Source organism: Microvirga ossetica (assembly GCF_002741015.1).
GTDB lineage: Bacteria > Pseudomonadota > Alphaproteobacteria > Rhizobiales > Beijerinckiaceae > Microvirga > Microvirga ossetica.
The window spans coordinates 5,678,042-5,701,267 of sequence record NZ_CP016616.1 but is presented as its reverse complement, the minus strand read 5'-3'; the positions used below and the strand labels follow the sequence as shown (position 1 = coordinate 5,701,267).

At 64.6% G+C, this 23,226-nt stretch carries 18 protein-coding genes and 3 pseudogenes; 6 read left to right on the top strand and 15 right to left on the bottom strand.

The window, feature by feature from the left end; all coding sequences use genetic code 11:
- Positions 1–5: 5 nt before the first annotated feature.
- Positions 6–1,205: a helix-turn-helix transcriptional regulator gene (locus BB934_RS27075; protein ID WP_099512441.1), complete on the bottom strand. Its 1,200-nt coding sequence runs from the start codon at positions 1,203–1,205 to the stop codon at positions 6–8.
- A gap of 275 nt (positions 1,206–1,480) precedes the next feature.
- Here BB934_RS27075 and BB934_RS27070 point away from each other — a divergent pair, with 275 nt between their 5' ends.
- Positions 1,481–2,035: a M10 family metallopeptidase C-terminal domain-containing protein gene (locus BB934_RS27070; RefSeq protein WP_099512440.1), complete on the top strand. Its 555-nt coding sequence runs from the start codon at positions 1,481–1,483 to the stop codon at positions 2,033–2,035.
- A gap of 741 nt (positions 2,036–2,776) precedes the next feature.
- On the opposite strand, the gene BB934_RS27065 is transcribed toward BB934_RS27070, so the two are convergent.
- The 6 genes and pseudogenes from BB934_RS27065 to BB934_RS27040 all read right to left on the bottom strand — a co-directional run bounded on the left by BB934_RS27065 (position 2,777) and on the right by BB934_RS27040 (position 9,370).
- The gene (locus BB934_RS27065) at positions 2,777–3,823 is read right to left on the bottom strand and encodes a RelA/SpoT domain-containing protein (protein WP_157934339.1); all 1,047 of its coding nucleotides are present in this window, start codon (positions 3,821–3,823) and stop codon (positions 2,777–2,779) included.
- Positions 3,824–3,876: 53 nt separating this feature from the next.
- Positions 3,877–4,828, bottom strand: a pseudogene (locus BB934_RS27060) (IS630 family transposase).
- Positions 4,829–5,032: 204 nt separating this feature from the next.
- Positions 5,033–5,990, bottom strand: a pseudogene (locus tag BB934_RS27055) (IS630 family transposase).
- A 664-nt stretch (positions 5,991–6,654) separates the two neighbouring features.
- Positions 6,655–6,948 carry a GIY-YIG nuclease family protein gene (locus BB934_RS27050; RefSeq protein ID WP_173909497.1) on the bottom strand — a complete coding sequence of 98 codons (294 nt, stop codon included), beginning with the start codon at positions 6,946–6,948 and terminating at the stop codon, positions 6,655–6,657.
- Positions 6,949–7,094: 146 nt separating this feature from the next.
- Positions 7,095–7,661 (bottom strand): hypothetical protein, encoded by a 567-nt coding sequence (locus tag BB934_RS27045; RefSeq protein ID WP_162299197.1) that lies wholly within the window; start codon positions 7,659–7,661, stop codon positions 7,095–7,097.
- A 251-nt stretch (positions 7,662–7,912) separates the two neighbouring features.
- On the bottom strand, positions 7,913–9,370 hold the full coding sequence (locus tag BB934_RS27040; RefSeq protein WP_099512438.1) for an aminotransferase-like domain-containing protein: 1,458 nt from the start codon (positions 9,368–9,370) through the stop codon (positions 7,913–7,915).
- Positions 9,371–9,460: 90 nt separating this feature from the next.
- On the opposite strand from BB934_RS27040, the pseudogene BB934_RS27035 reads away from it, so the two are divergent.
- Together BB934_RS27035 and BB934_RS27030 are read left to right on the top strand one after the other, a co-directional pair.
- A pseudogene (locus BB934_RS27035) lies at positions 9,461–10,366 on the top strand (DMT family transporter).
- Positions 10,367–10,407: 41 nt separating this feature from the next.
- Complete coding sequence (locus tag BB934_RS27030) at positions 10,408–12,264, top strand: ABC transporter ATP-binding protein (protein ID WP_099512437.1); 1,857 nt, start codon at positions 10,408–10,410, stop codon at positions 12,262–12,264.
- Positions 12,265–12,397: 133 nt separating this feature from the next.
- Here BB934_RS27030 and der read toward each other — a convergent pair whose 3' ends face one another.
- The 3 genes from der to BB934_RS27015 all read right to left on the bottom strand — a co-directional run bounded on the left by der (position 12,398) and on the right by BB934_RS27015 (position 15,218).
- Positions 12,398–13,744 carry a ribosome biogenesis GTPase Der gene (der, locus tag BB934_RS27025; RefSeq protein WP_099512436.1) on the bottom strand — a complete coding sequence of 449 codons (1,347 nt, stop codon included), beginning with the start codon at positions 13,742–13,744 and terminating at the stop codon, positions 12,398–12,400.
- A gap of 17 nt (positions 13,745–13,761) precedes the next feature.
- Positions 13,762–14,436, bottom strand: a complete 675-nt coding sequence (locus BB934_RS27020; RefSeq protein WP_099512435.1) for a tetratricopeptide repeat protein — start codon at positions 14,434–14,436, stop codon at positions 13,762–13,764.
- A gap of 191 nt (positions 14,437–14,627) precedes the next feature.
- Positions 14,628–15,218 carry an NnrU family protein gene (locus BB934_RS27015; protein ID WP_099512434.1) on the bottom strand — a complete coding sequence of 197 codons (591 nt, stop codon included), beginning with the start codon at positions 15,216–15,218 and terminating at the stop codon, positions 14,628–14,630.
- Positions 15,219–15,507: 289 nt separating this feature from the next.
- On the opposite strand from BB934_RS27015, the gene BB934_RS27010 reads away from it, so the two are divergent.
- Positions 15,508–16,131 (top strand): TRAP transporter small permease subunit, encoded by a 624-nt coding sequence (locus BB934_RS27010; RefSeq protein ID WP_099512433.1) that lies wholly within the window; start codon positions 15,508–15,510, stop codon positions 16,129–16,131.
- Between the two features lie 41 nt (positions 16,132–16,172).
- Entirely contained in the window at positions 16,173–18,077 is a 1,905-nt protein-coding gene (locus BB934_RS27005) for a TRAP transporter large permease (RefSeq protein ID WP_099512432.1), read from the top strand.
- Between the two features lie 215 nt (positions 18,078–18,292).
- On the opposite strand, the gene BB934_RS27000 is transcribed toward BB934_RS27005, so the two are convergent.
- Genes BB934_RS27000 through BB934_RS26985 form a run of 4 tightly spaced genes read right to left on the bottom strand, consistent with a single transcriptional unit; the run spans position 18,293 to position 22,308 of the window.
- Positions 18,293–19,015 (bottom strand): hypothetical protein, encoded by a 723-nt coding sequence (locus BB934_RS27000; protein ID WP_099512431.1) that lies wholly within the window; start codon positions 19,013–19,015, stop codon positions 18,293–18,295.
- A gap of 32 nt (positions 19,016–19,047) precedes the next feature.
- Positions 19,048–19,395: an ArsC family reductase gene (locus tag BB934_RS26995; protein WP_099512430.1), complete on the bottom strand. Its 348-nt coding sequence runs from the start codon at positions 19,393–19,395 to the stop codon at positions 19,048–19,050.
- 3 nt (positions 19,396–19,398) lie between these two features.
- Positions 19,399–20,955, bottom strand: coding sequence for a glutamine-hydrolyzing GMP synthase (guaA, locus tag BB934_RS26990; protein ID WP_099512429.1), 1,557 nt, complete (start codon positions 20,953–20,955; stop codon positions 19,399–19,401).
- A 54-nt stretch (positions 20,956–21,009) separates the two neighbouring features.
- A complete protein-coding gene (locus BB934_RS26985; RefSeq protein WP_099512428.1) occupies positions 21,010–22,308 on the bottom strand; it encodes an RsmB/NOP family class I SAM-dependent RNA methyltransferase in 1,299 nt (432 codons plus the stop codon).
- 119 nt (positions 22,309–22,427) lie between these two features.
- Between BB934_RS26985 and BB934_RS48570 the strand changes: the two genes are divergently transcribed.
- Positions 22,428–22,577 (top strand): hypothetical protein, encoded by a 150-nt coding sequence (locus BB934_RS48570; protein WP_173909496.1) that lies wholly within the window; start codon positions 22,428–22,430, stop codon positions 22,575–22,577.
- A gap of 213 nt (positions 22,578–22,790) precedes the next feature.
- Here the strand turns inward: BB934_RS48570 and BB934_RS26980 are convergent, their stop codons facing one another.
- Entirely contained in the window at positions 22,791–23,222 is a 432-nt protein-coding gene (locus BB934_RS26980) for an MAPEG family protein (protein ID WP_099512427.1), read from the bottom strand.
- Positions 23,223–23,226 lie beyond the last annotated feature (4 nt).

Below are 23,226 nucleotides of genomic sequence, written 5' to 3'. Positions count from 1 at the left end.
ATGCTCTAGCTGAAGCTGTTGATGCCTCCCGGCCCGGTCCGGGAGTAGCCGAAATCGCGCGGCGGGCCCTGGACGGGCTGGGTCAGCTGCATGGTCAAGCGGACGAGCTCGGTCTGGCGCGAAACGCCGGTCTTGGCGAAGATGTGGTCGAGATGGGTCTTGGCGGTCGAGCGGGCGATGCCGAAATGCCGGGCTGTCTCGGCCAGCGTATGCCCGGCCATGAGGCTTTCCATGACACGGATCTCGGCCGCGGTGAGACTGAAGGCGCGGGCGAGCAGGCCGATGCCGTTGTGCTCGTCCGGCACGCCGATGAAGATCGCCGCGACCGCATTGGGCTGCAGCCGCGTGCGCAGGTCGCCGGTCGCCATGGGCAGCACGTGAGCGTAGGCCGGGGGCTGCTCGGCATCGGTGAGGCGGATGGCGGCGCTCGTCGCGTCCGGCTGCGCCTCGTGCCGGGCGGCGGTGAGGATCGCCTTGCGCAGGTCGCGGCTCGCCGACGACGTGCCCGCCGCGAGCACCCGGCGCACGCTGCGGATCGGGCTGCCCCGGGTCATCAACCGCTCGGCCGAGCGGTTGGCGTGCAGGATCTCGCAGCGCGCATCGGTGAGCACGACCGCGCAGCGCAGGGCGTCGAGCGCCTCGGCCATGTGCGCCCGCTCGATCGAGCGCACGTCGAGGATGTCGCTGATCGTCAACGCCTTGCGCAGATGCGGCAGGAGCAGCCGCCCGATCTCGATCTCCCGCTCGGTGATGACGCCCTGGCTCGCATCCCGGCCGAGGCCGATCTCCGCGAACTGCCGGTGGGTGTGCATCAGGAACATGTGCATGATGTCGACGATGCCCTGCGGCTTCAGGCATTCCTCCGCATAGGCCGAGGTCCGGATGTCCTCCGGACTCAGGTGGACGGAGGTCACGAACATCTCGTCGATGGAGGATTGCAGCGTCAGCCATTCGGTCAGCCGCGCATTGATCTCGCCCACATGCCGCTCGGACTTGAGCTGCAGCAGCTCCGGCTGCCAGCCGGCGGCCTTGTTGATGAGGAAGCGGTTCTGGCGCAGGTCGTTGAGGGTGAGCGACACCACGGCGCAGTCGAAGGTGTCGGCAACCTCCGCGAGCGTCGGCTCCCAGCGGCCGGGATCGAGGGCACAATCGTAGATCGCTCCGATGAGTTCCGACAGTCTGCGCTGCGACAGCACTTCACCCATCGGTCGCCCCTCCCGGGCTGGACCTTTTCCCAATCGGGCGCATCCATGCCTCGGATGCCGTCGGGAAGCGAAATTATTCCAATGAAACTCAAGCTGCGCAAGGCTTTTGGCTGTTCTGTACCCCTTTCGGGACACCCCGACGTGGGAAAGCCGCGCGGCAGGTGCGCTGCGTCACTCCGGGGCGCTATCGCTAGGTCATAACGTTGTTGTAACGTAAGAATGATTCAATTCGACACCGGTTCGACCAAGAGTCGAGCAGATTGCGGGGAGATCCTATGAGCAAGACGATTTCGAAGACCGGCTGGACCTTTCCGGGCCTGGCCGAGAACGCCCTCTGGAGCACGGCCGCCGCGGCCATTCCCAACCCGATCGGCACCTCCGGCAACGACGTGATGCGGGGCACCAGCAGGCCCGACAGCTTCGATGGCCGGGCCGGCAACGACACCATCTACGGCAATGGCGGCGTGGACGTCATCGTCGGCGGCACGGGCAACGACAAGATCTATCTCGGCAAGGGCCTGGACACGGTCTATTTCAACTCGCGGCTGAACGCGAAGACCAATGTCGACAAGATCATGGACTTCAAGGCGGCGGACGACACCATCGGCCTCGCCCGCAAGATCTTCAAGAAGATCGGCTCGGGCCCGCTGCAGGAGAATGCGTTCCATGCCGGCAAGAGCGCCCACGATGCGGACGACCGGATCATCTACGACCAGGCGACCGGCTCGCTCTATTACGATGCCGACGGCAACGGCTCGGCGGCGAAGATCAAGTTCGCCGTTCTGGCCAACAAGGCCGCGATCGCGCACGCGGACTTCTTCATCGCCTGAGCCCCCGGCTCTCGAACGAGGCCCCTCCGATCCCGGAGGGGCCTTTTTCGTTTGCAGCCCCCGTCAGCGAAGCGAAACGCCGGCAAGGCCGGACGCCGTCACCGCATCGCTCGCGTCGGCAGCGGACGCGAGAGCATTTTTTCGGCGAAGCGGCTCCGGCTCGCCGTCAAAGAATGCGGCACGCCGAAGACGTGAGATGATCCCACGCAAGGGGAAACAGTTTTGGGGAAACGGCTCTACGGACGGGATCGGTTCGGGGAAGGTCATGGCAAAACCTCGAAGCAAGGAATGATCGAAAAGCAATGGGTTCGAAACGGCATGCCTCGCGGGCCCGGAGCCGTTTCGGCTCCAAGCCTTGAAGCAATCGAGGGTGGCGCGATGGGCAGCCCGGCTCGATGTCTAGTGTGTTATGCGATGAGCCGAACTGCTCTGTCGCGCACGGCTTTTTTAGGCGGACAGGCGGTGCCGGTTCGGCGACTGCGCCAGGCGGGAACCGCAACGTCAGCGGGGGCCTGGGACCAATCCCTATTCAGCAGCACGCAGCCTGGGCCTCCCGTCGACAGGGGTGCGAGACCTGTCACGGGACCGTGCCTGCTCCCACACTGCGACGCCTCGCGAGCGCGCCCCTCGTGCAGGAGCAGATCTTAGGCAAGGGTATAGCCGAGGTTGAGACTATTGTCAAGAACAAAGCGAGAACATAATTAGTTGAAAAACTGGTTATGTTTTTAGCCGATAAGAGTATTAGCCGCCGCTGTCCTTCTTCGGATTAATAGATTTGCGCACAGGTTCAACCCACAATCCGCGCCGCCCAATCCAGCTGGCATCAGGATTCTCCCGCGGCTTTTGTATTGTACGCTGTTGAAGCGCTATCTTAAATTCACTAACCGGATGACCGTGCACAAGCGCATTCAATTGCATCTTGAAAAGCTGAACATCGCCGAAATAGTTCGGATAGGCACGTGTTAAGTTATCAACTTTATCGGCTTCGACGAGTACGACGTTGGTTGTGTCGAGCCCACTAATGTTGTCAAGGCTCTCTGCACTCTCGTACCCGGCGATTGCATAATGTGTTTTGAAGTAAGGTGAGACAGTCACCTGTCTCGTCTCATTGTCATAGCTGATGAGATAGTAGGCTGGACGATTGTGCGGCGTAATCGCATCCGTGGCCCAGTGCACTGCGTGACTTAGATCATCGAGTACCTTCACAGCGCCGAGAGCCTTATTTAGCTCTTTTAATTCTCGCATACGTTGTCGGCTACTGAGCATACCTATCGCTGGATCGCATCGTTCTGCTACCGCGAACTCAGAGGACATGAGTTGGAACAGCCGTAGCCACTCATCACTTCCCTTTCCAGATTTTAACTCCTCGCCTCTAAACAATCCTACAGCTTCGACCGCAGTTGCCCAAGAGTGCTGCAGCACGGTTCGAACTTGGAGTTCAATTCGGCGCCCTTCGTAGACGGTAGTCGCTCCTTTACCTTTGTAGGCGTACTTGAGGTGGTGGCAGCGGTAGCCATCAGACTTAGCCTGACGGATATAGTCATTCTCTCCGCGACATTCGTGAGGAAACCACTCGCGAATTGCACACACTAAGGCATCTACGTCATCCATAGTATTCATGACCGCGCGGCAGCCGCCAAGATCCTGAAGCTGATTGAGACCAAGAGGTGTTGATTTGTCATCCATTCGTTTGAGCTTGCGACGGATGGCTTGCATTCGCTTGAGCCGCGCCGCGGTGAATCCATTCAGATTCCGATGACGGATGTGATATCCAAGTGACGCTCGCATGCTACGCATCGGAAAAGCGTGCGCATCCCTCCAATTATTAGAGCATCGGCTGTTCAGACGAATCCATAACCTGCGGCAGTGAAGTAGTTGCGGCATTCCTCAGCTTCGACCCCATCACAGATGTCCCCGATGGCCCGCCAGAGCGCGTCAAAGGTGCGGGCTTCGGCTTTGCGCAGATGTGCTTTGATCTTGGCGAAGAGTTGCTCAATTGGGTTCAAATCGGGCGAATAAGCAGGCAGGAACAGGAACCAGGCGCCGCGTTGCTTCAGACACTGCGCCGCCGTCTCGCTCTTGTGCGCCGGCAGGTTGTCGAGGATCACCACGTCGCCCTTGGACAAGGTCGGAGCAAGCTGGGTCTCCACATAAGTCTCAAAGATCTGACGGGTCATCGGCCCATCGATCACCCAAGGCGCCGTCAGACCACAGTAGCGCAGCCCGGCGACAAAGGTCTGGGTCAGCCAGTGGCCGAATGGTGCCCTTGCATACAGACGCTGCCCTTTGAGGCAGCGGCCGCGCAGGCGCGTCATCTTGGTGGATGTGCCGGTCTCATCGAGAAACACGAGCCGGTGCGGCTCCTGGCGCATGCGCGGCTGGCGTTTTGTGTGCCAATGCTCGCGGGCCTGGCGCACGTCGGAGCGTTCTTGTTCGCTGGCCCGCAAAGTTTTTTTTGACGCTATAGCCGTGGCGGATGTACCAGCGCGCGATGGACGCCGGCGTGATCTTGGTGCCCAAGGCCAGCAGTTCGGCCGCGAGCTGGGGCATGGTGATGTCGTTCCTCTCGGCGACGCGACGGATCAGAAACTCGCGATGCGGGTCGAGCTTGGAGTAGCGCCAGCCGCCCTCTGGTTTGGGCGCCAGGCTGCCGGTGGCCCGATACGCCGCCATGAGCCGCACCACAAACGCGACCGACACCTCAAAATGGCGCGCGGCCTCATGGCAGGAATGCCCCGCCTCAACAAAGCGCACCACCCGTTGCCGCAGATCCAGCGAGTAGGACTTGGTCATCGCTCATCTCCTCTAAAGAGGGCCGAGATAAGGGAATCACAAAGCCGTCACGCCGCATAGCCTCCGATTCAATCAGAACAGCCGATGCTCTAGCAATCGTAAAGGCTTCGAGGATCTTAGCCTCGGTGTCGGCCGTCCATGTCAGGTCACCAGCGATAATATGCCCCGCACGTCGCACATCACCCATGCTAGAGCATCGGACGGTTAAACGGACGCATATCCGGCAGCCTTAAGGTAGTTCCAGCACTCTTGTGGTTCGAACAGGTTGCAGATCTCACCGAGCGCTCGCCAGAGCGCGTCGAACGTTCGGGCCTCGGCCTTGCGCAAGTGCGCTTTGATCTTGGCAAAGGCCTGTTCAATTGGATTAAGATCAGGCGAATAAGCAGGTAGAAACAGGAACCAGGCTCCGCGTTGCTTCAGACACTGAGCGGCCTTCTCGCTCTTGTGGACAGCCAGGTTGTCGAGAATCACCACATCGCCTTTGCGCAGCGTCGGCGCGAGCTGCGTCTCAATGTAAGCCTCGAACGCCAACCGGGTGATCGGGCCATCGATGATCCACGGCGCGCACAACTCGTTGCACCGTAGCCCAGCCAGAAAGGTATGGGTTTTCCAGTGTCCAAAGGGAGCTTTCATGCGTAGGCGCTGGCCCCTGCGGCTCCGCCCGCGCAGGCGCGTCATCTTGGTGTTGACATACGTCTCGTCCAGGAACACCAGCCGGTGCGTCTCCTGGCGCATGCGCGGCTGGCGCTGGGCATGCCAGACCCGGCGCTCATCCCGCACATCGGCGCGTGCGCACTCCGCCGCCATCAGGCATTTTTTTATATGAGAAGCCGTGCCGGCACAGGAAGCGCGAGAGCATCGCGGGAGCCGCAACGATCCCATGCTCAGTCAGCAGCCTTGCGGCCAGCTCGGGCATGGTGATGGCCGGCTCGGCCTCGACCGTCTGGATCAAGAAGCTCTCATAGGGCACCAGCTTGCCGCGTCCGGGCGGACGGCCTTGCCGGGCCGGTGCCGGCGAGCCGAACCGCCGCTTCCGCTGCACCAGCTTGATGGCGAAACTCTCGCTGACGTCAAAGTGCTGGGCTGCCGCCCGGCAGGAATGACCTGCATCGACAAAGTCGGCGACGCGCACCCGCAGATCCAGGGAATAGCAATGACCCATAATCCACCTCCCAGTCCAGGCAGTGAATCACAGCTCGGCCTCGCACAGAAGCCAGGAGTCTCATTTCCGGTCCGAGGCTCTAAACTCGAAAAGAGGAAATTTTGACATGGTATCGTGACAAGCCTCCAGCTTTCGACGCAAAATTTTATTCGGGACAGACCAATATCATTGCTTATCTTCACAACGATCTGCAGACAAAAGCTACAGGTCGTACATTCGCTCCAGTAGGCAGCAAGAGCCAAATAAATCTCCCCACTCTAAGTCAAATTTAGAGAAATTTATTTGAATATACCAGACACTAGAAGATTCCTATGTCTTTCGAACAGACTCTCCTGCTAATCATCCACTGCTTTTTATGAATTGGTGCGGACAGTAGCTAGCAGCGCCTTGTATAGCCGTAACGTTGGGAAAGATCGGCTGCGTTCATAGCGCTCAGTTTTCGACGCGGAACCTTCGGCGGTCGGTTAGGCGCCCTCATTAGAGGCTATCCGAGATACGGACCGCATCATGATTGCAACAACGACGGGTTATCCAGCGAATGGCGCCCCGTCATCCCCGGACTTGTTCCGGGGATCCACGTCTTGTCTCCGTTGCGGTTCTTGAAGACGTGGATGGCCGGCACGAGGCCGGCCATGACGGGCGGGTGATGGAGGACGCGGGCGCGCTACCCGTTCAGCAGCTCGTAGAGATCGTCCCAATCCGGGTTCATGGCGTGGATGAGGCGCACCTTCCAGGCGCGGGGCCAGTGCTTCATGGTCGTCTCTCGCTGGATCGCATCGCGGATTTCCGGGAAGTGCTCGTACCAGACGAGGCGCTTGCGGCCGTATTGCCCGGTGAAGCCGGGGATGACGCCTTCGCGGTGTTCCCAAGCGCGGCGAGCGAGGTTGCTCGTCACGCCGCAATAGAGCGTGCCGTTGCGCCGGTTGGTCATGACGTAGACCCAGCCGCCCTTGTCCATCCATCGATGATACGAAGTTGCCCGCGATCCTCAACCGTCATGCCCGGACTTGATCCGGGCATCCACGTCTTTTAGGCATCGAGGTTCCAAGACGTGGATGGCCGCAACGAGTGCGGCCATGACGATGGAGGCGTGGTGGTCTCCTCTCACCCCTGCCCCGCCTTCCAGAACAGCCGGGCCGATGCGAGCCACAGAGCGGTGAAGACGGCGGTCAGGACCATGAGCGGCCACGGCCCGTTCGCTCCCGTGGCGCCCCATCCGGCGATCAGGGCGACCGCGCCGACAAGCGCCTGAGCGAACGCCGTCGCGGCCAACGCAAATGCCATGCCACGGGGCCGGAAGCGCGCCGCGAGGGCGCCGACGATCCCGACCGCGAGCACGCCGCCGAACATCAGGTTGGCCGGGTTGTCCTCGGACCCGACGATGCCGACGGCGAGGTTGATCCAGACGAGGAGGAAAGCCGCCACGAGCGCAATGGCGACAGCGGCGCGGCAGGCGAGATTGCCCGTCGTTCTGGCAGTTCCTTCGTAGAGGCCGCAGGCGCCGAGCAGCATGGCAGCCATGACGGAAAAATCGGTCGCGTCCGAGTCCACCTCGTCGGTGAAATGCATCGCGACGAGCGGCAGCAGCAGGATGAGCGCCGCCATCATCCACGGCGCCAGCCTCCAGAAGCGTCTGTGCCGTTCGACGCCGCTTTCCGTGCCCGCCGCCATCGCGCCGCCCTCCCGAGGCCTTGCCTGCCTCGGTGAAGGATAGGGGCAGATCCCGACGCCTCGCAACGGCTCTCGCCCTGAGGGGCCGGCTCAGGAAGCACTGGAACCCTCCTCCCCCTTGTGGGGAGGAGTTGGAGGCGGGGGTGTCGGCGCCAAACCTTGATAGGCTACCGCTTACACCCCCACCCTTAATCCCTCCCCACAAGGGGGAGGGAAAATGCGCGCGCATTCCATGGGGAACTGCCGTTAGCTCATGGGCAAGCCTCTAAGGGCCCTCTCCCATCTCTTCTCGCCGCCCGCTCCATCGCGCGCCCAAGCACAGCGAACACCCGCTCGTCCGTGCATTGCGCCACGTTGAAGCGCATGCAGCCTTCCGCGCTTTGGGACGGGCTGAAGACGTTGCCGGGGGCGAGGACGAGGTTTTCGGCGAGCGCGTGGCGGGCGATGTCGGCGGCGTCGAGATCGTGCGGGAGGCGGCACCAGAGGAGCATGCCGGCCTTCGGCACGATCCAGGGCTCGATGCCGAGGGCCTGCAGGCGCGGGATCGTCGCCGCCATGGCCTTGGCGAGGCGCACCTTCAGCGCCTCCAGGTGCCTGCGATAGCCGCTCGCGCCGAGAACGCCGAGGACGAGCTCTTCCGACAGGCGGTTGCTGGAAAAGCCGGTGGCGATCCTGAAATCGGTGAGCGTCTCGATCCAGTCGGGCCGCGCGGCGATGTAGCCGCAGCGGAAGGAGGCCGAGAGGGTTTTGGAGAAGCTGCCGATGCGGACCACGCGCTCGAGGCCGTCGAGGGCGGCAAGGCGCGGGGCGGGCTCGGTCTCGAAATCGGCAAAGATGTCGTCCTCGACGATGGCGAGCCCGTATTGCTCGGCGAGCTTCAGGAGCCTGTGCGCCGTGCCGATGGAGAGGCTCGCCCCGGTCGGGTTGTGAAGGCCGGAATTGGTGATGTAGAGGCCCGGCCGATGCGCCGCGAGCGCCTGCTCGAACTTTTCCAGATCGGGCCCGCCCGGCGTATGGGGCACGCCGATCACGGTCACCTGATGCGCGCGCAAGAGGGCGAGGAAATTGAAATAGCAGGGATCGTCCACCAGGACGACGTCGCCGGGCTTCACCAGCATCCGGCACACGAGATCGATCGCCTGGGTGCCGGAATCCGTCAGCAGGATCCGGTCGGGCGCGGCGTGGAACCCCTGCTCGGCCATCCGTCGCGACAGAAACTGGCGCAAGGGGGCAAGCCCGAGCGGCGTGCCGTAATCGGTGAGCGCGGTCTCGTCCCTCACCCGCGCGAGGCCGCGCAGGGCGCGCCGGATCTCCTCCTCCGGCATCCAGCTGCCCGGCAGCCAGCCGCAGCCGGGCTTCACCGAATCCGGGCGCCCTTCGAGCGAGAGCCGCAAGACCCAGAACGGATCGACGGCGCGGTCGAGGCGCGGCGCCAGTTCGGCGAGAGACAGGGGCGCCAGCGGCGCGGCGCCGTAGAAGCCCGAGCCGGGCTTTGAGCGGATGACGCCCTCGGCGGCGAGCCTTTCATAGGCTTCGACCACGGTCGATTTCGAGACCTGCATGGTCTCGGCGAGCGACCGGATCGAGGGCAGCTTCCCGCCCTGCGGCAGGGACCGGCCGGCGATCCGCTGGCGGATCGCGGCCATGACGCGCTCGACGAGCGTTCCATGGCCGGCAAAGTCTGTGTGCTCGTCCACTGTACTGCCCATCGCTCCATAACAGTTCGGGCAAACTGTACCTGACTGTGCCTGGAAAATCCAGGCGGCTCGGGCGTAATCGGGACGGAAAGGAGGCGGCCTATGGACAGGACGACAGAGGGCTGGATCAGCGGATTCATCGGGGTGCTGATCTTCAGCGGCTCCCTGCCGGCGACGCGGGTCGCCGTGCTTGACATCGATCCGCTGTTCCTGACGCTGGCGCGGGCGACCATCGCCGGCCTCCTCGGCCTCGCGCTGCTGCTCGCCCTGCGCCAGAAGCCCCCCGCATGGCGCGACCTGCCCTCGCTCGCAATCGTCTCGCTCGGCGTGGTGATCGGCTTCCCGCTGCTGACGGCGCTTGCCCTGCAGCACATCACCACCGCCAATTCCATCATCTTCGTCGGCCTGCTGCCGCTCGCGACCGCGATCTTCGGCATCCTGCGCGGCGGCGAGCACCCGCAGCCCGCCTTCTGGCTCTTCTCCGGGTTGGGCGCGGCCTTCGTCGCCGGCTTCGCCCTGCTTCAGGGCTCCTCGATCTCTCCCATCGGCAGCCTGCTCATGATCGCCGCCATCCTGCTCTGCGGGCTCGGCTACGCGGAGGGGGCGAAGCTCGCGCGCACGCTCGGCGGCTGGTAGGTCATCTCCTGGGCGCTGGTTCTCTCCTTGCCGCTGACCGCCGGGTTCATGCTCCTCAACCTGCCCGGCTCGTGGAGCGGCATCGGCATGCCCGCCTGGTGGGGCCTTGCCTATGTCTCCCTGTTCTCGATGCTGATCGGCTTCGTCTTCTGGTATCGCGGCCTGGCGCTCGGCGGCGTTGCCGGCGTCTCGCAGCTGCAATTGCTGCAGCCCTTCTTCGGCCTGCTCTTGGCGGCCCTGCTCCTGAAGGAAACCGTCGGCTGGGCGATGATCGCGGTCAACCTCGCCGTGATCGCCTGCGTGGTCGGCGCCAAGCATTTCGCCAAGCCTCAGTTCGCTAAGCCTCAGGCGACGGCAGCCCGAGCCCGTTAGCCATCCTCGACGGCAGGGCCATGGGTTCCCATCTTTAGCCCATGGTCCATTCAGCTCTCGTCCCGAACCTGTCCCTGCGCGAGCGGGTCGGCGCGCTTCGTCATCTGCCCGCCCTGTTCCGGCTCGTGTGGCAGGCGAGCCCCTCGCTTACGGCGGCAAGCCTCGGGCTGCGGCTCGGCCGGGCGGCGATTCCGATCCTGATGCTCTATGTGGGCAAGCTCATCATCGACGAGGTCGTCGCCCAGACCCAGATGGCTTCCGCCGGCCCGAGCCTCGGCGACTGGCTCGCGAGCGGCCGGCTCAACCTGCTGGGCGGCCTTGTCGTGGTGGAGGCCATGCTCGCCATCGCGACCGACCTTCTCGGCCGGGCAAGCTCCCTCGTCGACAGCCTGCTCGCCGAGCGCTACAGCAATTTCGCCAGCGTACGTCTCATGGAGCAGGCCGCCACCCTCGACCTCGAGCAATTCGAGAGCAGCGACCAGCAGGACCGGCTCGACCGGGCGCGCCGGCAGGTCACCGGCCGCACCACGCTGCTGACGCAGCTCTTCGGACAGGTCCAGGACATCCTCACCATCCTGTCCCTCGCGGTGGGGCTTGCGGCTTATGCGCCGTGGCTGCTCGGGCTGATCGTGCTCGCCCTGCTGCCGGCCTTTCTCGGCGAGGTGCATTTCAATGCACAGGGCTACCGGCTCAATTATTTCCGCACGCCGGAGCGAAGGCAGCTCGATTACATCCGCTATCTCGGCTCGAGCGTCGAGACCGCGAAGGAGATCAAGCTCTTCGGCCTCGGCCCATTCCTGGTCGACAGGTTCAGCCGCTTCGCCGGGCGCATGTATGGCGACAACCGCCAGCTCGCGATCCGCCGCGCCGCGTGGGGCGGGCTGTTCGCGGCGCTCGCGACGCTCGCCTATTATCTCGCCTATGCCCTCGTCGTCTGGCAGACCGTGCGCGGCGATTTCAGCATCGGCGACCTGACCTTCCTGACCGGCTCGTTCCTGCGGCTGCGGAGCCTGCTCGAAGGCTTGCTCCTCGGCTTCTCGCAGATCGCCGGCCAGGCGCTCTATCTCGACGACCTGTTCTCGTTCTTCGAGATCCAGCCCACCATCACGTCGCGGCCGAAGGCGCTGCCGTTTCCGCGCCCGCTGCGGTCGGGCATCACGTTCGAGAATGTCGGCTTCCGCTACCCGGATTCCGAGCAATGGGCGGTGCGCCATCTCAACCTGACGATCCGGGCCGGCGAGGTCGTGGCGCTGGTGGGCGAGAACGGCGCCGGCAAGACCACCATCGTGAAGCTGATCGCCCGGCTCTACGACCCGACCGAGGGGCGCATCCTTCTCGACGGCAGGGATCTGCGCGACTACGACCTCGCGGATCTCAGAAGCGAGATCGGCGTGATCTTCCAGGACTTCGTCCGCTTCCACTTCACGGCCGCCGAGAATATCGGCGCGGGCCGCATCGAAGCGTCGGAGGATCGCGGCCGCATCCGCTCCGCAGCGGAGCGCAGCCTCGCGGACCCGGTGATCGCTCGCCTGCCCCAGGGCTACGACCAGCCGCTGGGAAAGCGCTTCAACGAGGGCGCGGACCTCTCCGGCGGCGAGTGGCAGAAGATCGCCATCGCGCGAGCCTATATGCGCGAGGCCGACGTGCTGATCCTCGACGAGCCCACCGCCGCCCTCGATGCCCGCGCCGAATACGAGGTGTTCCAGCGCTTCCGGGATCTCAGCCGCGGCAAGACGGCGATCCTGATCTCGCATCGCTTCTCGACCGTGCGCATGGCCGACCGGATTCTCGTTTTGGAGAACGGGCGCGTGGCCGAGGCCGGCGCGCACGAGGACCTCGTCGCCTCGGGCGGACGCTACGCCGAGCTCTTCGAGCTGCAGGCCTCAGGGTATCGGTGAGCCCGCGCTGACGCCGAAGTGTCATTCCCGGCCGGAGCGCAGCGGAGGGGAAGGGAATCCATAACGCTGAGCCCGATCGTGGATCCCCTTCCCGGCCCTGCGGGCCGCCGGGGATGACAGCGGGTCGCGAAGCCTACTTCCGCCCCTTGTCGAACGGATTGTCGCCCGTGCGCAGCGACACGCGGATCGGCGTGCCGGGAAGGTCGAAGGCTTCGCGGATGCTGTTGACCATGTAGCGGGTGTAGCTCTTCGGCAGGGCGTCGAGCTGGTTGCCGAACACCGCGAAATGCGGCGGGCGCGCTTTGATCTGCGTCATGTAGCGGATCTTGATCCGGCGGCCCGACACGGCGGGCGGCGGGTTGGTTTCCAGCGCCTCGCTGAGCCATTGGTTGAGCCGAGCCGTCGAGATGCGAGTGTTCCACTTCTCGTAGACGTGGAGAACCGCCTTCATGAGCGGATCGATGCCGCTGCCGGCGAGGCCCGACAGGGGGACGACCGGCGCGCCGCGCACCTGCGGCAGCAGGCGGGAGGCCTTCTCCTTCAGGTCCGCGAGCAGGCCCTTCTGGTCGGCGACGAGGTCCCATTTGTTGAGACCGATGACGAGGGCGCGGCCCTCCTGCTCCACCAGGTCGACGATGGACAGGTCCTGCTTCTCGAACGGGATCGTGGCGTCGAGCAGCACGACCACCACCTCGGCGAAGCGCACGGCGCGCAGCGCATCGGCGACGGAGAGCTTTTCGAGCTTGTCCTCGACCCGGGCGCGCTTGCGCAGGCCCGCGGTGTCGAAGAGCTTGATCGTGCGTCCGCGCCATTCCCAATCGAGCGAGATGGAATCGCGGGTGATGCCGGCCTCCGGGCCGGTGAGCAGGCGATCCTCGCCGACCATGCGGTTGATCAGCGTGGACTTTCCGGCGTTGGGGCGCCCGACGATGGCGACCTGCAGCGGCTTGTTCGGGTCGTCCTCTTCCTCCTCGTCCTCGTTGGGATCGGGGAAGAAGGGCATCAGCGCCTCGAAGAGGTCGGCCAGGCCCTCGCCATGCTCGGCGGAGAGCGGGACCGGATCTCCCAAGCCGAGCGAGAAGGCATCGTAGGCCCCGGCCATGCCGGCGCCGCCCTCGGCCTTGTTGGCGATGAGGATCACGGGCTTGCCGGAGCGGCGCACCATCTCGGCGAAGGGCCGGTCGGCGGGGAGAATCCCGACGCGGGCATCGATCACGAAGAGGATCACGTCGGCATCGCCGATGGCGGCCTCCGTCTGCGCGCGCATGCGGCCGAGGAGCGATTCTTCCGTCGCTTCCTCCAGGCCCGCCGTGTCGACGATGCGGAATTCGAGGTCGCCGAGGCGCGCCTCGCCCTCGCGCCGGTCGCGGGTCACGCCCGGCCGGTCGTCCACCAGCGCCAGCTTCTTGCCGACGAGACGATTGAAGAGAGTCGATTTGCCGACATTCGGCCGCCCGACAATGGCGACGGTCGCCGTCATGTCCTGTCCTATCTGTCCTACTGCGTCACCTGAACCGGACCGCCCGCCACGAGCGCAGTGTAGACGGCAAGGCGCTGCCTGAGCGCTGCCGGCGTCTCGCGGTCGGCTGCGATCTGGTCGAACCAGCGGCCGGCATAATCCATGTCACCGGCCTTAAGGCCGGACAAGCCTAAGAGTTCCCGAGCGGAATGGCGCCAGGCATTGGTGGGTACTGCGAGCGGCTCGACGGCCTGCCGCAGGGGGGCAGCTTCAGCCGTGTCGAGGCGCAGCCATGCGGCGCGAAGACGGGCGAGATCCTTCCAGAGCGCAGGCACCGAGGCGTCGGCGGCGAGTGCGTCGAAGGCGGAGGCGCCGTTCTCCGCGTTCTGCCGGCCGAGCTCGCCGGCGAGGCGGAAGCGGGCGAGCATGGCATAGCCCGTGCCGCCATCCTCCTTGAGGACGGTCTCGAAGGCGGCCTGCGCCTCCTGGCCCTTGTCCTCCGAGGAGAGGCGCAGGGCCTCCTCGTAGCGCGTGGCGGCTTCCTGCGCGCGGGTCTCCTGCATGTGCTGCCAGAAGCGCCAGCCGCCGACGGAGGCCACGACCAGCACGATCACGCCGACGATGATGCCGTTGTAGCGCTGCCAGATCTGGGCGATCTTGTCGCGGCGATATTCCTCGTCGACTTCGCGAATGAACTCGTCGTTCGGGGCCATAAAACTCTTCGCGGCCGTCGAGCCGCCTCCTGCAATCGAAGCGGGTCGTTAAAGCATCGGACCCAAAAGTGGAACCCACTTTTGGGACCATCCGATGCTTCTTCATCCATGAGCGCATCGATAGTGCTGAAAACCGGACCCACTTTTCCGCTCGATGCGCTAGCATAGAGGCCCGCACATGGCGAGAGGTTTCATGCCCGCATGGGCAGCACCGGCACGCCGATCAGCCAGGGATGGAGCCAGAAGACGAAGGCGAGATAGATCGCCGTGCCGATGACGACGGCCAGAATGTCGTTGCGCCAGCCTGCCGGCGCCGCCGTCCCGCTGTGCTGGGCCGCCACATCGCGGCGCTTGACGCTGATGCGGGCAACGACCGCCCAGGCGAGGATGGAGCCGAAGAGCAGGATCGAGCCGAGATCGCCGTTGGCGAGGAGATGGGCGAGCGCCCAGATCTTTACGCCGGCGAGCATCGGGTGCTTGAGCCTTGCCTTGATGCGACCCGGCAGATAGGCCGCGGCGACGCAGACGAAGGCGATCCAGACCAGGAGAAGCGCTAGGTGGCGGGTCCAGACCGGCGGATCCCAGACCGGGATATAGCCGCCGGCGCGGTACTGGCCGTAGCCGACGGCGATCAGGACGATGCCGACCACGGACAGCAGGGAATAGATCCCCTTGTAGGCGCCCTCCCCGACCCGTTCGATCAGCGCGGCCCGGCTCGCCCTTGCCATGCTGAAGCAATGCATGCCGAGAAAAATCACAAGGCCAAGAACGAGCAGCGTCACGATGGATCTCCTGAACAGGGAGATTTATAATCGTTCAAAGCTGGAAAAGCCAAGCTGTATGGTATTGGCGGGAGCCCTATGGCCTAGGTCGGGAGCCCGCAAGTTTCCGTTAGGATCCAAAGCTTTGGACTGCCTAAACTTTTAACAGGGACCTACCTTGCGGCACGAAAATTTCCCCGCTACTGACGCCGCAAACCTTGCTTTAGACTAAAACGGCTCTAGCGACGCCGCCCCAAGTTCGATAGCTAGGCCACAACATTCAACCAACAGGTTCTAAGGGGGGAGACAGGTGACGGCACTTCTTGGGCTATCCCGTGTCATCGACTCGATCAACGTACGCCTCGGCAAAGTCGCCGCGTGGGCGATCGTGGTGGCCATCCTGGTCTCCGCGATCAATGCCATCATCCGCCGCGTCTTCGGCGTCTCGTCCAATGCCTGGCTCGAGCTGCAATGGTACCTGTTCGGTGCCGTGTTCATGCTCTGCGCCGCCTGGACGCTCAGGTCCAACGAGCATATCCGCATCGACATCCTCTCGAGCAGGCTCTCGAAGCGGGGCCGCGACGGCATCGACGTCTTCGGCCACCTGTTCTTCCTGTTCCCGTTCGTGGCGCTGCTGCTCTGGCTGTGCATTCCCTACTTCATCAACTCCTTCCGCTCCGGCGAGGTCTCCTCCAATGCCGGCGGCCTGCTGATCTGGCCGGCCAAGGGGCTCATCCTCCTCGGCTTCATCTCGATGTTCTTCCAATGGATGAGCGAGCTGATCAAGCGCGTCGCCATCATGAAGGGCCAGCTCGTCGACGAGGAGGCCGGCGGCCACAGCGTCGAAGCCGAGGCCGAGCGTCTCATTCAAGAAATCGGCACCGTCAATACCCCTGGCACCGGCGGCACGCCTCCCGGCGACGGCATCAGCTGACCGCGTGAGTGCCCTGTCGTAGTTTTCCGGAGTTTTCATCAATGGCTGCATTGATTGCCCAGAACCTCGCGCCGATCATGTTCGCGGCGCTCGTGGTCTTCCTTCTCCTCGGCTACCCGGTTGCCTTCGCGCTTGCGGCGAACGGATTGCTGTTCTTCTTCGTTGCGGTGGAGCTCGCTCCCTACGCACCTGAGACCATCACCCTCTCCTGGCCGCTTCTTCAGGCCCTGCCCGACCGCATCTTCGGCACCATGTCGAACGAGGTGCTGTTGGCGATCCCGTTCTTCACCTTCATGGGGTTGGTGCTGGAACGCTCGGGCATGGCGGAAGACCTGCTCGACACCATCGGCCAGCTCTTCGGACCCGTGCGCGGCGGCCTCGCCTATGCGGTGATCTTCGTGGGCGCGCTGCTGGCCGCCACCACCGGCGTCGTGGCCGCCTCCGTGATCTCGATGGGCCTGATCTCGCTGCCGATCATGCTGCGTTACGGCTACGATCGCCGCCTCGCCTCCGGCGTGATCGCGGCCTCGGGCACGCTCGCCCAGATCATCCCGCCCTCCCTCGTCCTCATCGTCATGGCCGACCAGCTCGGCCGCTCGGTGGGCGACATGTACGAGGGTGCGTTCCTGCCCGGCCTGATCCTGACGGCGCTCTACGCCGGCTACGTCATGCTGATGTCGATCTTCTTCCCGAAATCGGCTCCCGGCCTTCCGCCGGAGGCGATCGGCTTCCGCGAGCCCGACGGTGCCCGCGGCGTGTGGCAGCTCGGCGTCCTGGTCGTGTTCTCCGGCCTCATCGGCTACTACGTGCTCTCGCAGACCGCCACCAAGGCCGGCGCCGACTTCGTCATCCTGACGATCTGCGTCGCCACCGTGGTGGCGCTCATCTGCGCGCTGATGAACAAGATGCTCGGCGCCAAGCGCATCGTGATCTCCGCCGTCCTGGTGGCCGCGCTCGTCGGTCTCTACGTGGTCTTCCACAACCAGGGCCGGGAAGCGCTCGCGCTGACCATGGAGATGATCCTCGCCGGCGCGATCTACGCGCTGGTCGTCGGCATCGTCGAGCGGTTCACCGGCCTTCGCCTGATGTCGAACATGGCGCAGCAGGTCACCTTCGTCATGGTGCCCCCGCTCCTGCTGATCTTCCTCGTGCTCGGCACCATCTTCATCGGCCTCGCGACGCCGACCGAAGGCGGCGCCATGGGTGCGCTGGGCTCGGTGATCCTGGCGGCGATCAAGCGCAAGCTCGACAACAACCCGGCCCGCTTCAACTGGACTCTGGTGCGCCAGGCGACCGAAGCGACCGCGAAGCTCTCGGCCTTCGTGCTGTTCATCCTGATCGGCGCCCGCGTATTCTCGCTCACCTTCTACGGCGTGAACGGGCATATCTGGGTCGAGCACCTGCTCACCTCGTTGCCCGGCGGTCAGGTCGGCTTCCTGGTCTTCGTCAACATCCTGGTGTTCTTCCTGGCCTTCTTCCTCGACTACTTCGAGCTGGCCTTCATCATCATCCCGCTCCTCGGGCCCGCCGCCGACAAGCTCGGCATCGACCTGATTTGGTTCGGCGTGATGCTGGGCGTGAACATGCAGACCTCGTTCATGCACCCGCCCTTCGGCTTCGCCCTGTTCTTCCTGCGCTCCGTGGCTCCGAAAGTGCCGTATATCGACCGCCTGACGGGCAAGAAGATGGAGCCGGTGACCACGGGCCAGATCTACTGGGGCGCGGTGCCCTTTGTAGTCATCCAGCTGATCATGGTGGGCATCGTGATCCTGTTCCCCGGTATCGTGATGCACTACAAAGGCTCGGGCCCTGCCGTCGATCCGGCCGCTGTGCAAAAGAAGCTCGACGAGCTCCTTCTCCCCGGCCTCGGCGCTCCCGGCAATGAGCCGGGCGGCCTCCCGGGCCTCCCTGGGCTGAACTTCGACGAGCCGCCGAAGATTCAGTAAGGCGGTTGGTGCGAGACATGAAAAAGGCGGGCTTCGCGGCCCGCTTTTTTGTTTGGGATCGCAGTGAATTGCGCGCCTGTCATCGTCGCGAAGGCGGGGATCCATAACCGCGACGCGGATCGACGAAGCACGGCACCATCCGCCTCGATTCTCTTGCACCGTCAGCGCTTATGGATCAGGGCTCCGCTACGCGGCCCTGGGATGGCACCGGCCCATCACTGGCGCCGGTAGATCCCCGTGAAGGTGACGTTCATGCCGCCGCACATGGTGTTGTCCTTGACGAGCAGGTACGGCCCGAGGCGACGCAACCGGACCTTGCAATCGTATTCCTCGCCCTTGTCGAAGGCGACCGACCCGTTCTCGCCCATGGCGAAGGACAGGTTTCCTCCGCGCAAGGTCGCCTCGCCGTCGAGTGAGCCGAGATTGACGGCGCCGCGCTTGACCCGCTCCGGATCGAGCGCGCCGTAGGTCGCATCGCCTGTGACCTTCAGGCCGTCCGGACCGGCACCTTTCGCGATGACGATCTCCTGCTCGGGACTACCGCGCCATCGCCCGATCCAGCCATCGAGGGGAGCAGGCGGCGGATTCTGGACGAGGGTCACCGCCGCTCGCGGCAGAAATCCCTCCGTACCCTGCCCTTTTGCACCGGTGTAGCTGGCGCAGACGAACGCGTCGCCGCTCCCGATGACGACAACCTCGTCGCCGGGAACGAGATAGGCCTTGTCCCTGCAGGCGGCGCTGGCGTTCGGACAGCCCTTCTGGATGACCGACGGTTTCACGAAATTGGTGCGCGGAGTGAGCTTGTTGATCCGCCCAAGCGCGACGGCATCGTCGGCCTCGAGGTTCTCGACACCGAAGTAGAACGAGCATTCCGCGCCTTGCGCCAGGGCTGGGCCTGCGCCGATGATCCCGAGAAGGACGAAGGCTGCGGCTCTCATCGTGCGTTCTCCTACCCGCTGTCGGGGAGATCCTAACGCATCGACTCCGCATAGTAATCCGGCTTGAAGCCGACGAGGAGACGACCGTCGAGGTCGAGCACCGGGCGCTTGATCATCGATGGCTGGTCGAGCATGAGCGCAAGCGCTTTCCGCTCGTCGAGATCCGCCTTGTCGGCCTCCGGCAGCTTGCGGAAGGTCGTGCCGGCCCGGTTGAGCAGCGTCTCCCAGCCGACCGCACGCGCCCAGGCCTCAAGCCGCGGACGGTCGATGCCCTCCGCCTTGTAGTCATGAAACGCGTACGTCACGCCCTCGGCATCGAGCCAGGCGCGCGCCTTCTTCATCGTGTCGCAGTTCTTGATGCCGTAAAGGGTCACCGGCATTCGTCACTCCCACTCGATCGTGCCGGGCGGCTTCGAGGTGATGTCGTAGGTGACGCGGTTGATGCCCTTGACCTCGTTGATGATGCGGGTCGCGACGCGGCCGAGGAAGCCCATGTCGAAGGGGTAGAAATCCGCCGTCATGCCGTCGATGGAGGTGACGGCGCGCAGCGCGCAGACGTGGTCGTAGGTGCGCGCGTCGCCCATGACGCCGACGGTCTTGACGGGGAGCAGCACGGCGAAGGCCTGCCAGATCTGATCGTAGAGGCCGGCATTGCGGATCTCCTCGAGATAGATCGCATCGGCTTTGCGCAGGATGTCGAGCTTTTCGCGCGTGATCGTTCCGGGGACGCGGATGGCGAGGCCCGGGCCCGGGAACGGGTGGCGGCCGACGAAGGCGTCGGGCAGGCCGAGCTCGCGGCCGAGCACCCTAACCTCGTCCTTGAACAGCTCGCGCAGGGGCTCCACGAGCTTCATCTTCATGCGCTCGGGCAGGCCGCCGACGTTGTGGTGGCTCTTGATGGTGACGGAGGGGCCGCCGGTGAACGAGACGCTCTCGATCACGTCCGGATAGAGCGTCCCTTGAGCCAGGAAATCGGCGCCGCCGATTTTCTTGGCCTCCTCGTCGAACACGTCGATGAAGAGCTTGCCGATGGTCTTGCGCTTGACCTCCGGGTCGGAGACGCCCTCCAACGCGCCGATGAACAGGTCCTGCGCCTGCACGTGGACGAGCGGGATGTTGTAGTGGTCGCGAAAGAGCGTGACCACCTGCTCGGCTTCGGCTGCGCGCAGCAGGCCGTGGTCGACGAAGACGCAGGTGAGCTGGTCGCCGATGGCCTCGTGGATCAGCACCGCGGCAACGGCGGAATCGACGCCGCCGGACAGGCCGCAGATCACCCGGCCGGTGCCGACCTGGGCGCGGATGCGCGCGATGGCCTCCTCGCGAAAGGCCTTCATGGTCCAGTCGCCCCTGCAGCCCGCGATGTCGCGCACGAAGTTGCGGATCAGCTGCGCGCCCTGCGGCGTGTGCACCACCTCCGGATGGAACTGCACAGCATAGAATTTCCGCTCCTCGTCCGCCACCGCCGCGAAGGGCGCGTTCTCGGACACCGCAAGCACCTCGAAGCCCTCCGGCAGCTTGGTGACCCGGTCGCCGTGGCTCATCCAGACGGGATATTTCTTGCCGACCTGCCACACGCCCTGGAAGAGCGGGCTCTCGGTGAGAATCTCGATCTCGGCGCGGCCGAACTCGGAATGATGCCCGCCCTCGACCTCGCCGCCGAGCTGCGCCGCCATGGTCTGCTGGCCATAGCAGATCCCGAAGATCGGCAGGTCGGTCTCGAACAGCTCCTGCGGCGCCCGTGGCGAGGTGTCGACCGTGACCGATTCCGGCCCGCCCGACAGGATCACGCCCTTCGGCTTCATGGTCCGGATCGCCTCGGCGGCTTTCTGAAACGGCACGACCTCGGAATAGACGCCATCCTCGCGCACGCGCCGTGCGATGAGCTGGGTCACCTGGGAGCCGAAATCGACGATGAGGATCTTGTCGTGGGTCTGGGTCATGGCAGGGTTCTTACGGCTTTCGAGGGCAGGTCAACAATCGGAATATGAGGTCTGTCATGGGTTTCGCACCAGGACCGCGGCATAGAAGCCGTCGGTGCCGGTCTTGTGCGGGGTCAGCTGGAGGCCATACGCCGTCCGGCGCACGACATTCTTGAGGAAGCCGAGCTCGTTCGTCCCCAGCACCTCCTCCTGAGGGACCGGCTTGAAGCCTTTCTGGCGCTGCAGGAAGGTTTCGAGCGCGTCGTCGTTCTCTTCGGCCAGGATCGAGCAGGTGATGTAGACGATGCGGCCGCCGGGCTTCACGAGCTGCGCCGCCCGGTCGAGGACCGTGGCCTGCTCGTTGCGCCGAACCTCCAGGCTGCCGGGCCGCAGGCGCCATTTCGCATCCGGGTTGCGCCGCCAGGTGCCGATCCCGGTGCAGGGCGCATCGACGAGCACGCAGTCGATCTTGCCGTCGAGATCCGTCACCGCATCGGCCCTGGCCCGCGGCGTGCGGACCTGGACGTTTCGCACGCCGGCGCGGGTCAGGCGATCGTGGATCGGGGCGAGACGGCGGGCGTCGTTGTCGGTGGCGTAGATCTGGCCGTGGTTCTCCATCTGCGCTGCGAGCGCCAGGGTCTTGCCGCCGCCTCCGGCGCAGAGATCGACCACCTGCTCGCCGGGCTTGGCGCCGGAGATGAGCGCCACGAGCTGCGAGCCCTCGTCCTGGATCTCGATCCAGCCCTTCAGGAACTCGGGCTCCGACTGCACGGCAGGACCGCGCCCGTCCTCGCTCGGCGCGATGCGAAGGCCCAAAGGCGAGAGCGGCGTCTCGATGGCATTGAGATGCGGCAGGGCATCATGCGCCTCCTCGCGGGAGGACACCTTCAGGGTGTTTACCCGCAGGTCGAGCGGCGCACGGGTGGCGAGCGCCTGCATCTCGGGAACGAGATCGTCGCCGAAAAGACGTCTGAGGGACGGCTCGATCCAATCCGGGAAATCGCCGGCGACGGGGGCCGGGGCGGTGCCGAGATCGGCCTTCTCGAGCCTCTCCCTCTCACCGGGTGTCAATGGCTCCGGCGCGAAGCGCTCGCCTGAGCAGAGCGCCGCCACGGCCTCGGGCGCCAGGCCGCGCTGCAGGCGGAGCATGCCGAGCACGATGGTGCGGGGCGTGGCCTCGCCCATGATCCATCCGGCGGAAGCCTTCCGGCGCAGGGCGTCGTAGACGAGGCTCGCGATGGCGGCCCGGTCCTTGGAGCCGGCGAAGCGATGGGACAGGCCCCAATCCTTCAGGGCGTCCGATGCCGGGCGGCGGCGGGCATCGATATCCGCGAGGACCTCGATGGCGGCGGAGATGCGGGCTGCAGGTGTCATCGAAAAAGCACACTCAAGCTTGGCCGTAGAAACGACATAATGTTTCCTATTTTCCGTCCCGTTCGAAAGTGGATGTAAGGAGCGTGCGCACCGCACGATTCTCTTTGGAGCCACTTTCCATGTTGACCCGACTGACCCGCGGCCTCGTCGCCGTCGGCCTGACCCTGACCATCGCCGCCTGCGCCACCGCCCCGGCTGCGGATATCGCCCCGCCTCCGATGAAGCAGACCGACGCCAAGACGCAGCTCGAAAGCGGCAAGAAGTTCTAAGCCTCTCCTAGCTTCGCCCTCAGCGCTTTCCCCTCCCCCTTGCGGGGAGGGGCAGGGGTGGGGGTCGTTAGACCGGGTGAGAGGACAAACGGGAGAAGCGCCGTAGTAGCCTTCAAGTCTCTGAATGAAGCACGGCATTCCGACTTTTCGACCCCCACCCTCGATCCCTCCCCGCAAGGGGGAGGGAACAAATCCTGCGAAACTCCCTAACCCCTAAACGCCAGTCTCCGCCGCCAGCACCCGGACGCCGAAGATGATCCACATGATGGCGAGGATCAGCACCCCGACGACAAAGGCCATGAAGCGCAGGGACACCTTGTTCGTGGTCGTGTGAATGGCCGCGTGAACCAGCCGGCTCGTCACGAACATCCAGGACATGACCACGAAGAGCATGTCCGCCTTGCGGGTGAACAGCGCCAGCACCACGAGCACGTAGAACAGCACCGGGATCTCGAACTGATTGTGATACGCGTTCTGGATCTGCAGGATGCGCGTCGGCCAGTTGCGCTCGCCGAGCGCGATGTCCCTTACCTTCACCTCGCCGGCGCGCAGGGTGGACAGGCGCGACCTGCCCATCCAGAGCAGCAGGATGACGGTGAGCGCGACCTGCACGTAGACCGGCAGCAGAATGGCGGTGATGCTCATGTGC

Coding starts and splice junctions, on each gene's coding strand:
- BB934_RS48570 (WP_173909496.1), top strand. CDS start 22,428: ATGTTGACCCGACTGACCCGCGGCCTCGTCGCCGTCGGCCTGACCCTG.
- BB934_RS27050 (WP_173909497.1), bottom strand. CDS start 6,948: ATGGACAAGGGCGGCTGGGTCTACGTCATGACCAACCGGCGCAACGGC.
- BB934_RS27045 (WP_162299197.1), bottom strand. CDS start 7,661: ATGGCGGCGGGCACGGAAAGCGGCGTCGAACGGCACAGACGCTTCTGG.
- BB934_RS27075 (WP_099512441.1), bottom strand. CDS start 1,205: ATGGGTGAAGTGCTGTCGCAGCGCAGACTGTCGGAACTCATCGGAGCG.
- BB934_RS27020 (WP_099512435.1), bottom strand. CDS start 14,436: ATGGCCCCGAACGACGAGTTCATTCGCGAAGTCGACGAGGAATATCGC.
- der (WP_099512436.1), bottom strand. CDS start 13,744: ATGACGGCGACCGTCGCCATTGTCGGGCGGCCGAATGTCGGCAAATCG.
- BB934_RS27070 (WP_099512440.1), top strand. CDS start 1,481: ATGAGCAAGACGATTTCGAAGACCGGCTGGACCTTTCCGGGCCTGGCC.
- BB934_RS26995 (WP_099512430.1), bottom strand. CDS start 19,395: ATGCCGGTGACCCTTTACGGCATCAAGAACTGCGACACGATGAAGAAG.
- BB934_RS27065 (WP_157934339.1), bottom strand. CDS start 3,823: ATGCGAGCGTCACTTGGATATCACATCCGTCATCGGAATCTGAATGGA.
- BB934_RS27040 (WP_099512438.1), bottom strand. CDS start 9,370: ATGGGCAGTACAGTGGACGAGCACACAGACTTTGCCGGCCATGGAACG.
- guaA (WP_099512429.1), bottom strand. CDS start 20,955: ATGACCCAGACCCACGACAAGATCCTCATCGTCGATTTCGGCTCCCAG.
- BB934_RS27000 (WP_099512431.1), bottom strand. CDS start 19,015: ATGAGAGCCGCAGCCTTCGTCCTTCTCGGGATCATCGGCGCAGGCCCA.
- BB934_RS27005 (WP_099512432.1), top strand. CDS start 16,173: ATGGCTGCATTGATTGCCCAGAACCTCGCGCCGATCATGTTCGCGGCG.
- BB934_RS26980 (WP_099512427.1), bottom strand. CDS start 23,222: ATGAGCATCACCGCCATTCTGCTGCCGGTCTACGTGCAGGTCGCGCTC.
- BB934_RS27030 (WP_099512437.1), top strand. CDS start 10,408: ATGGTCCATTCAGCTCTCGTCCCGAACCTGTCCCTGCGCGAGCGGGTC.
- BB934_RS26985 (WP_099512428.1), bottom strand. CDS start 22,308: ATGACACCTGCAGCCCGCATCTCCGCCGCCATCGAGGTCCTCGCGGAT.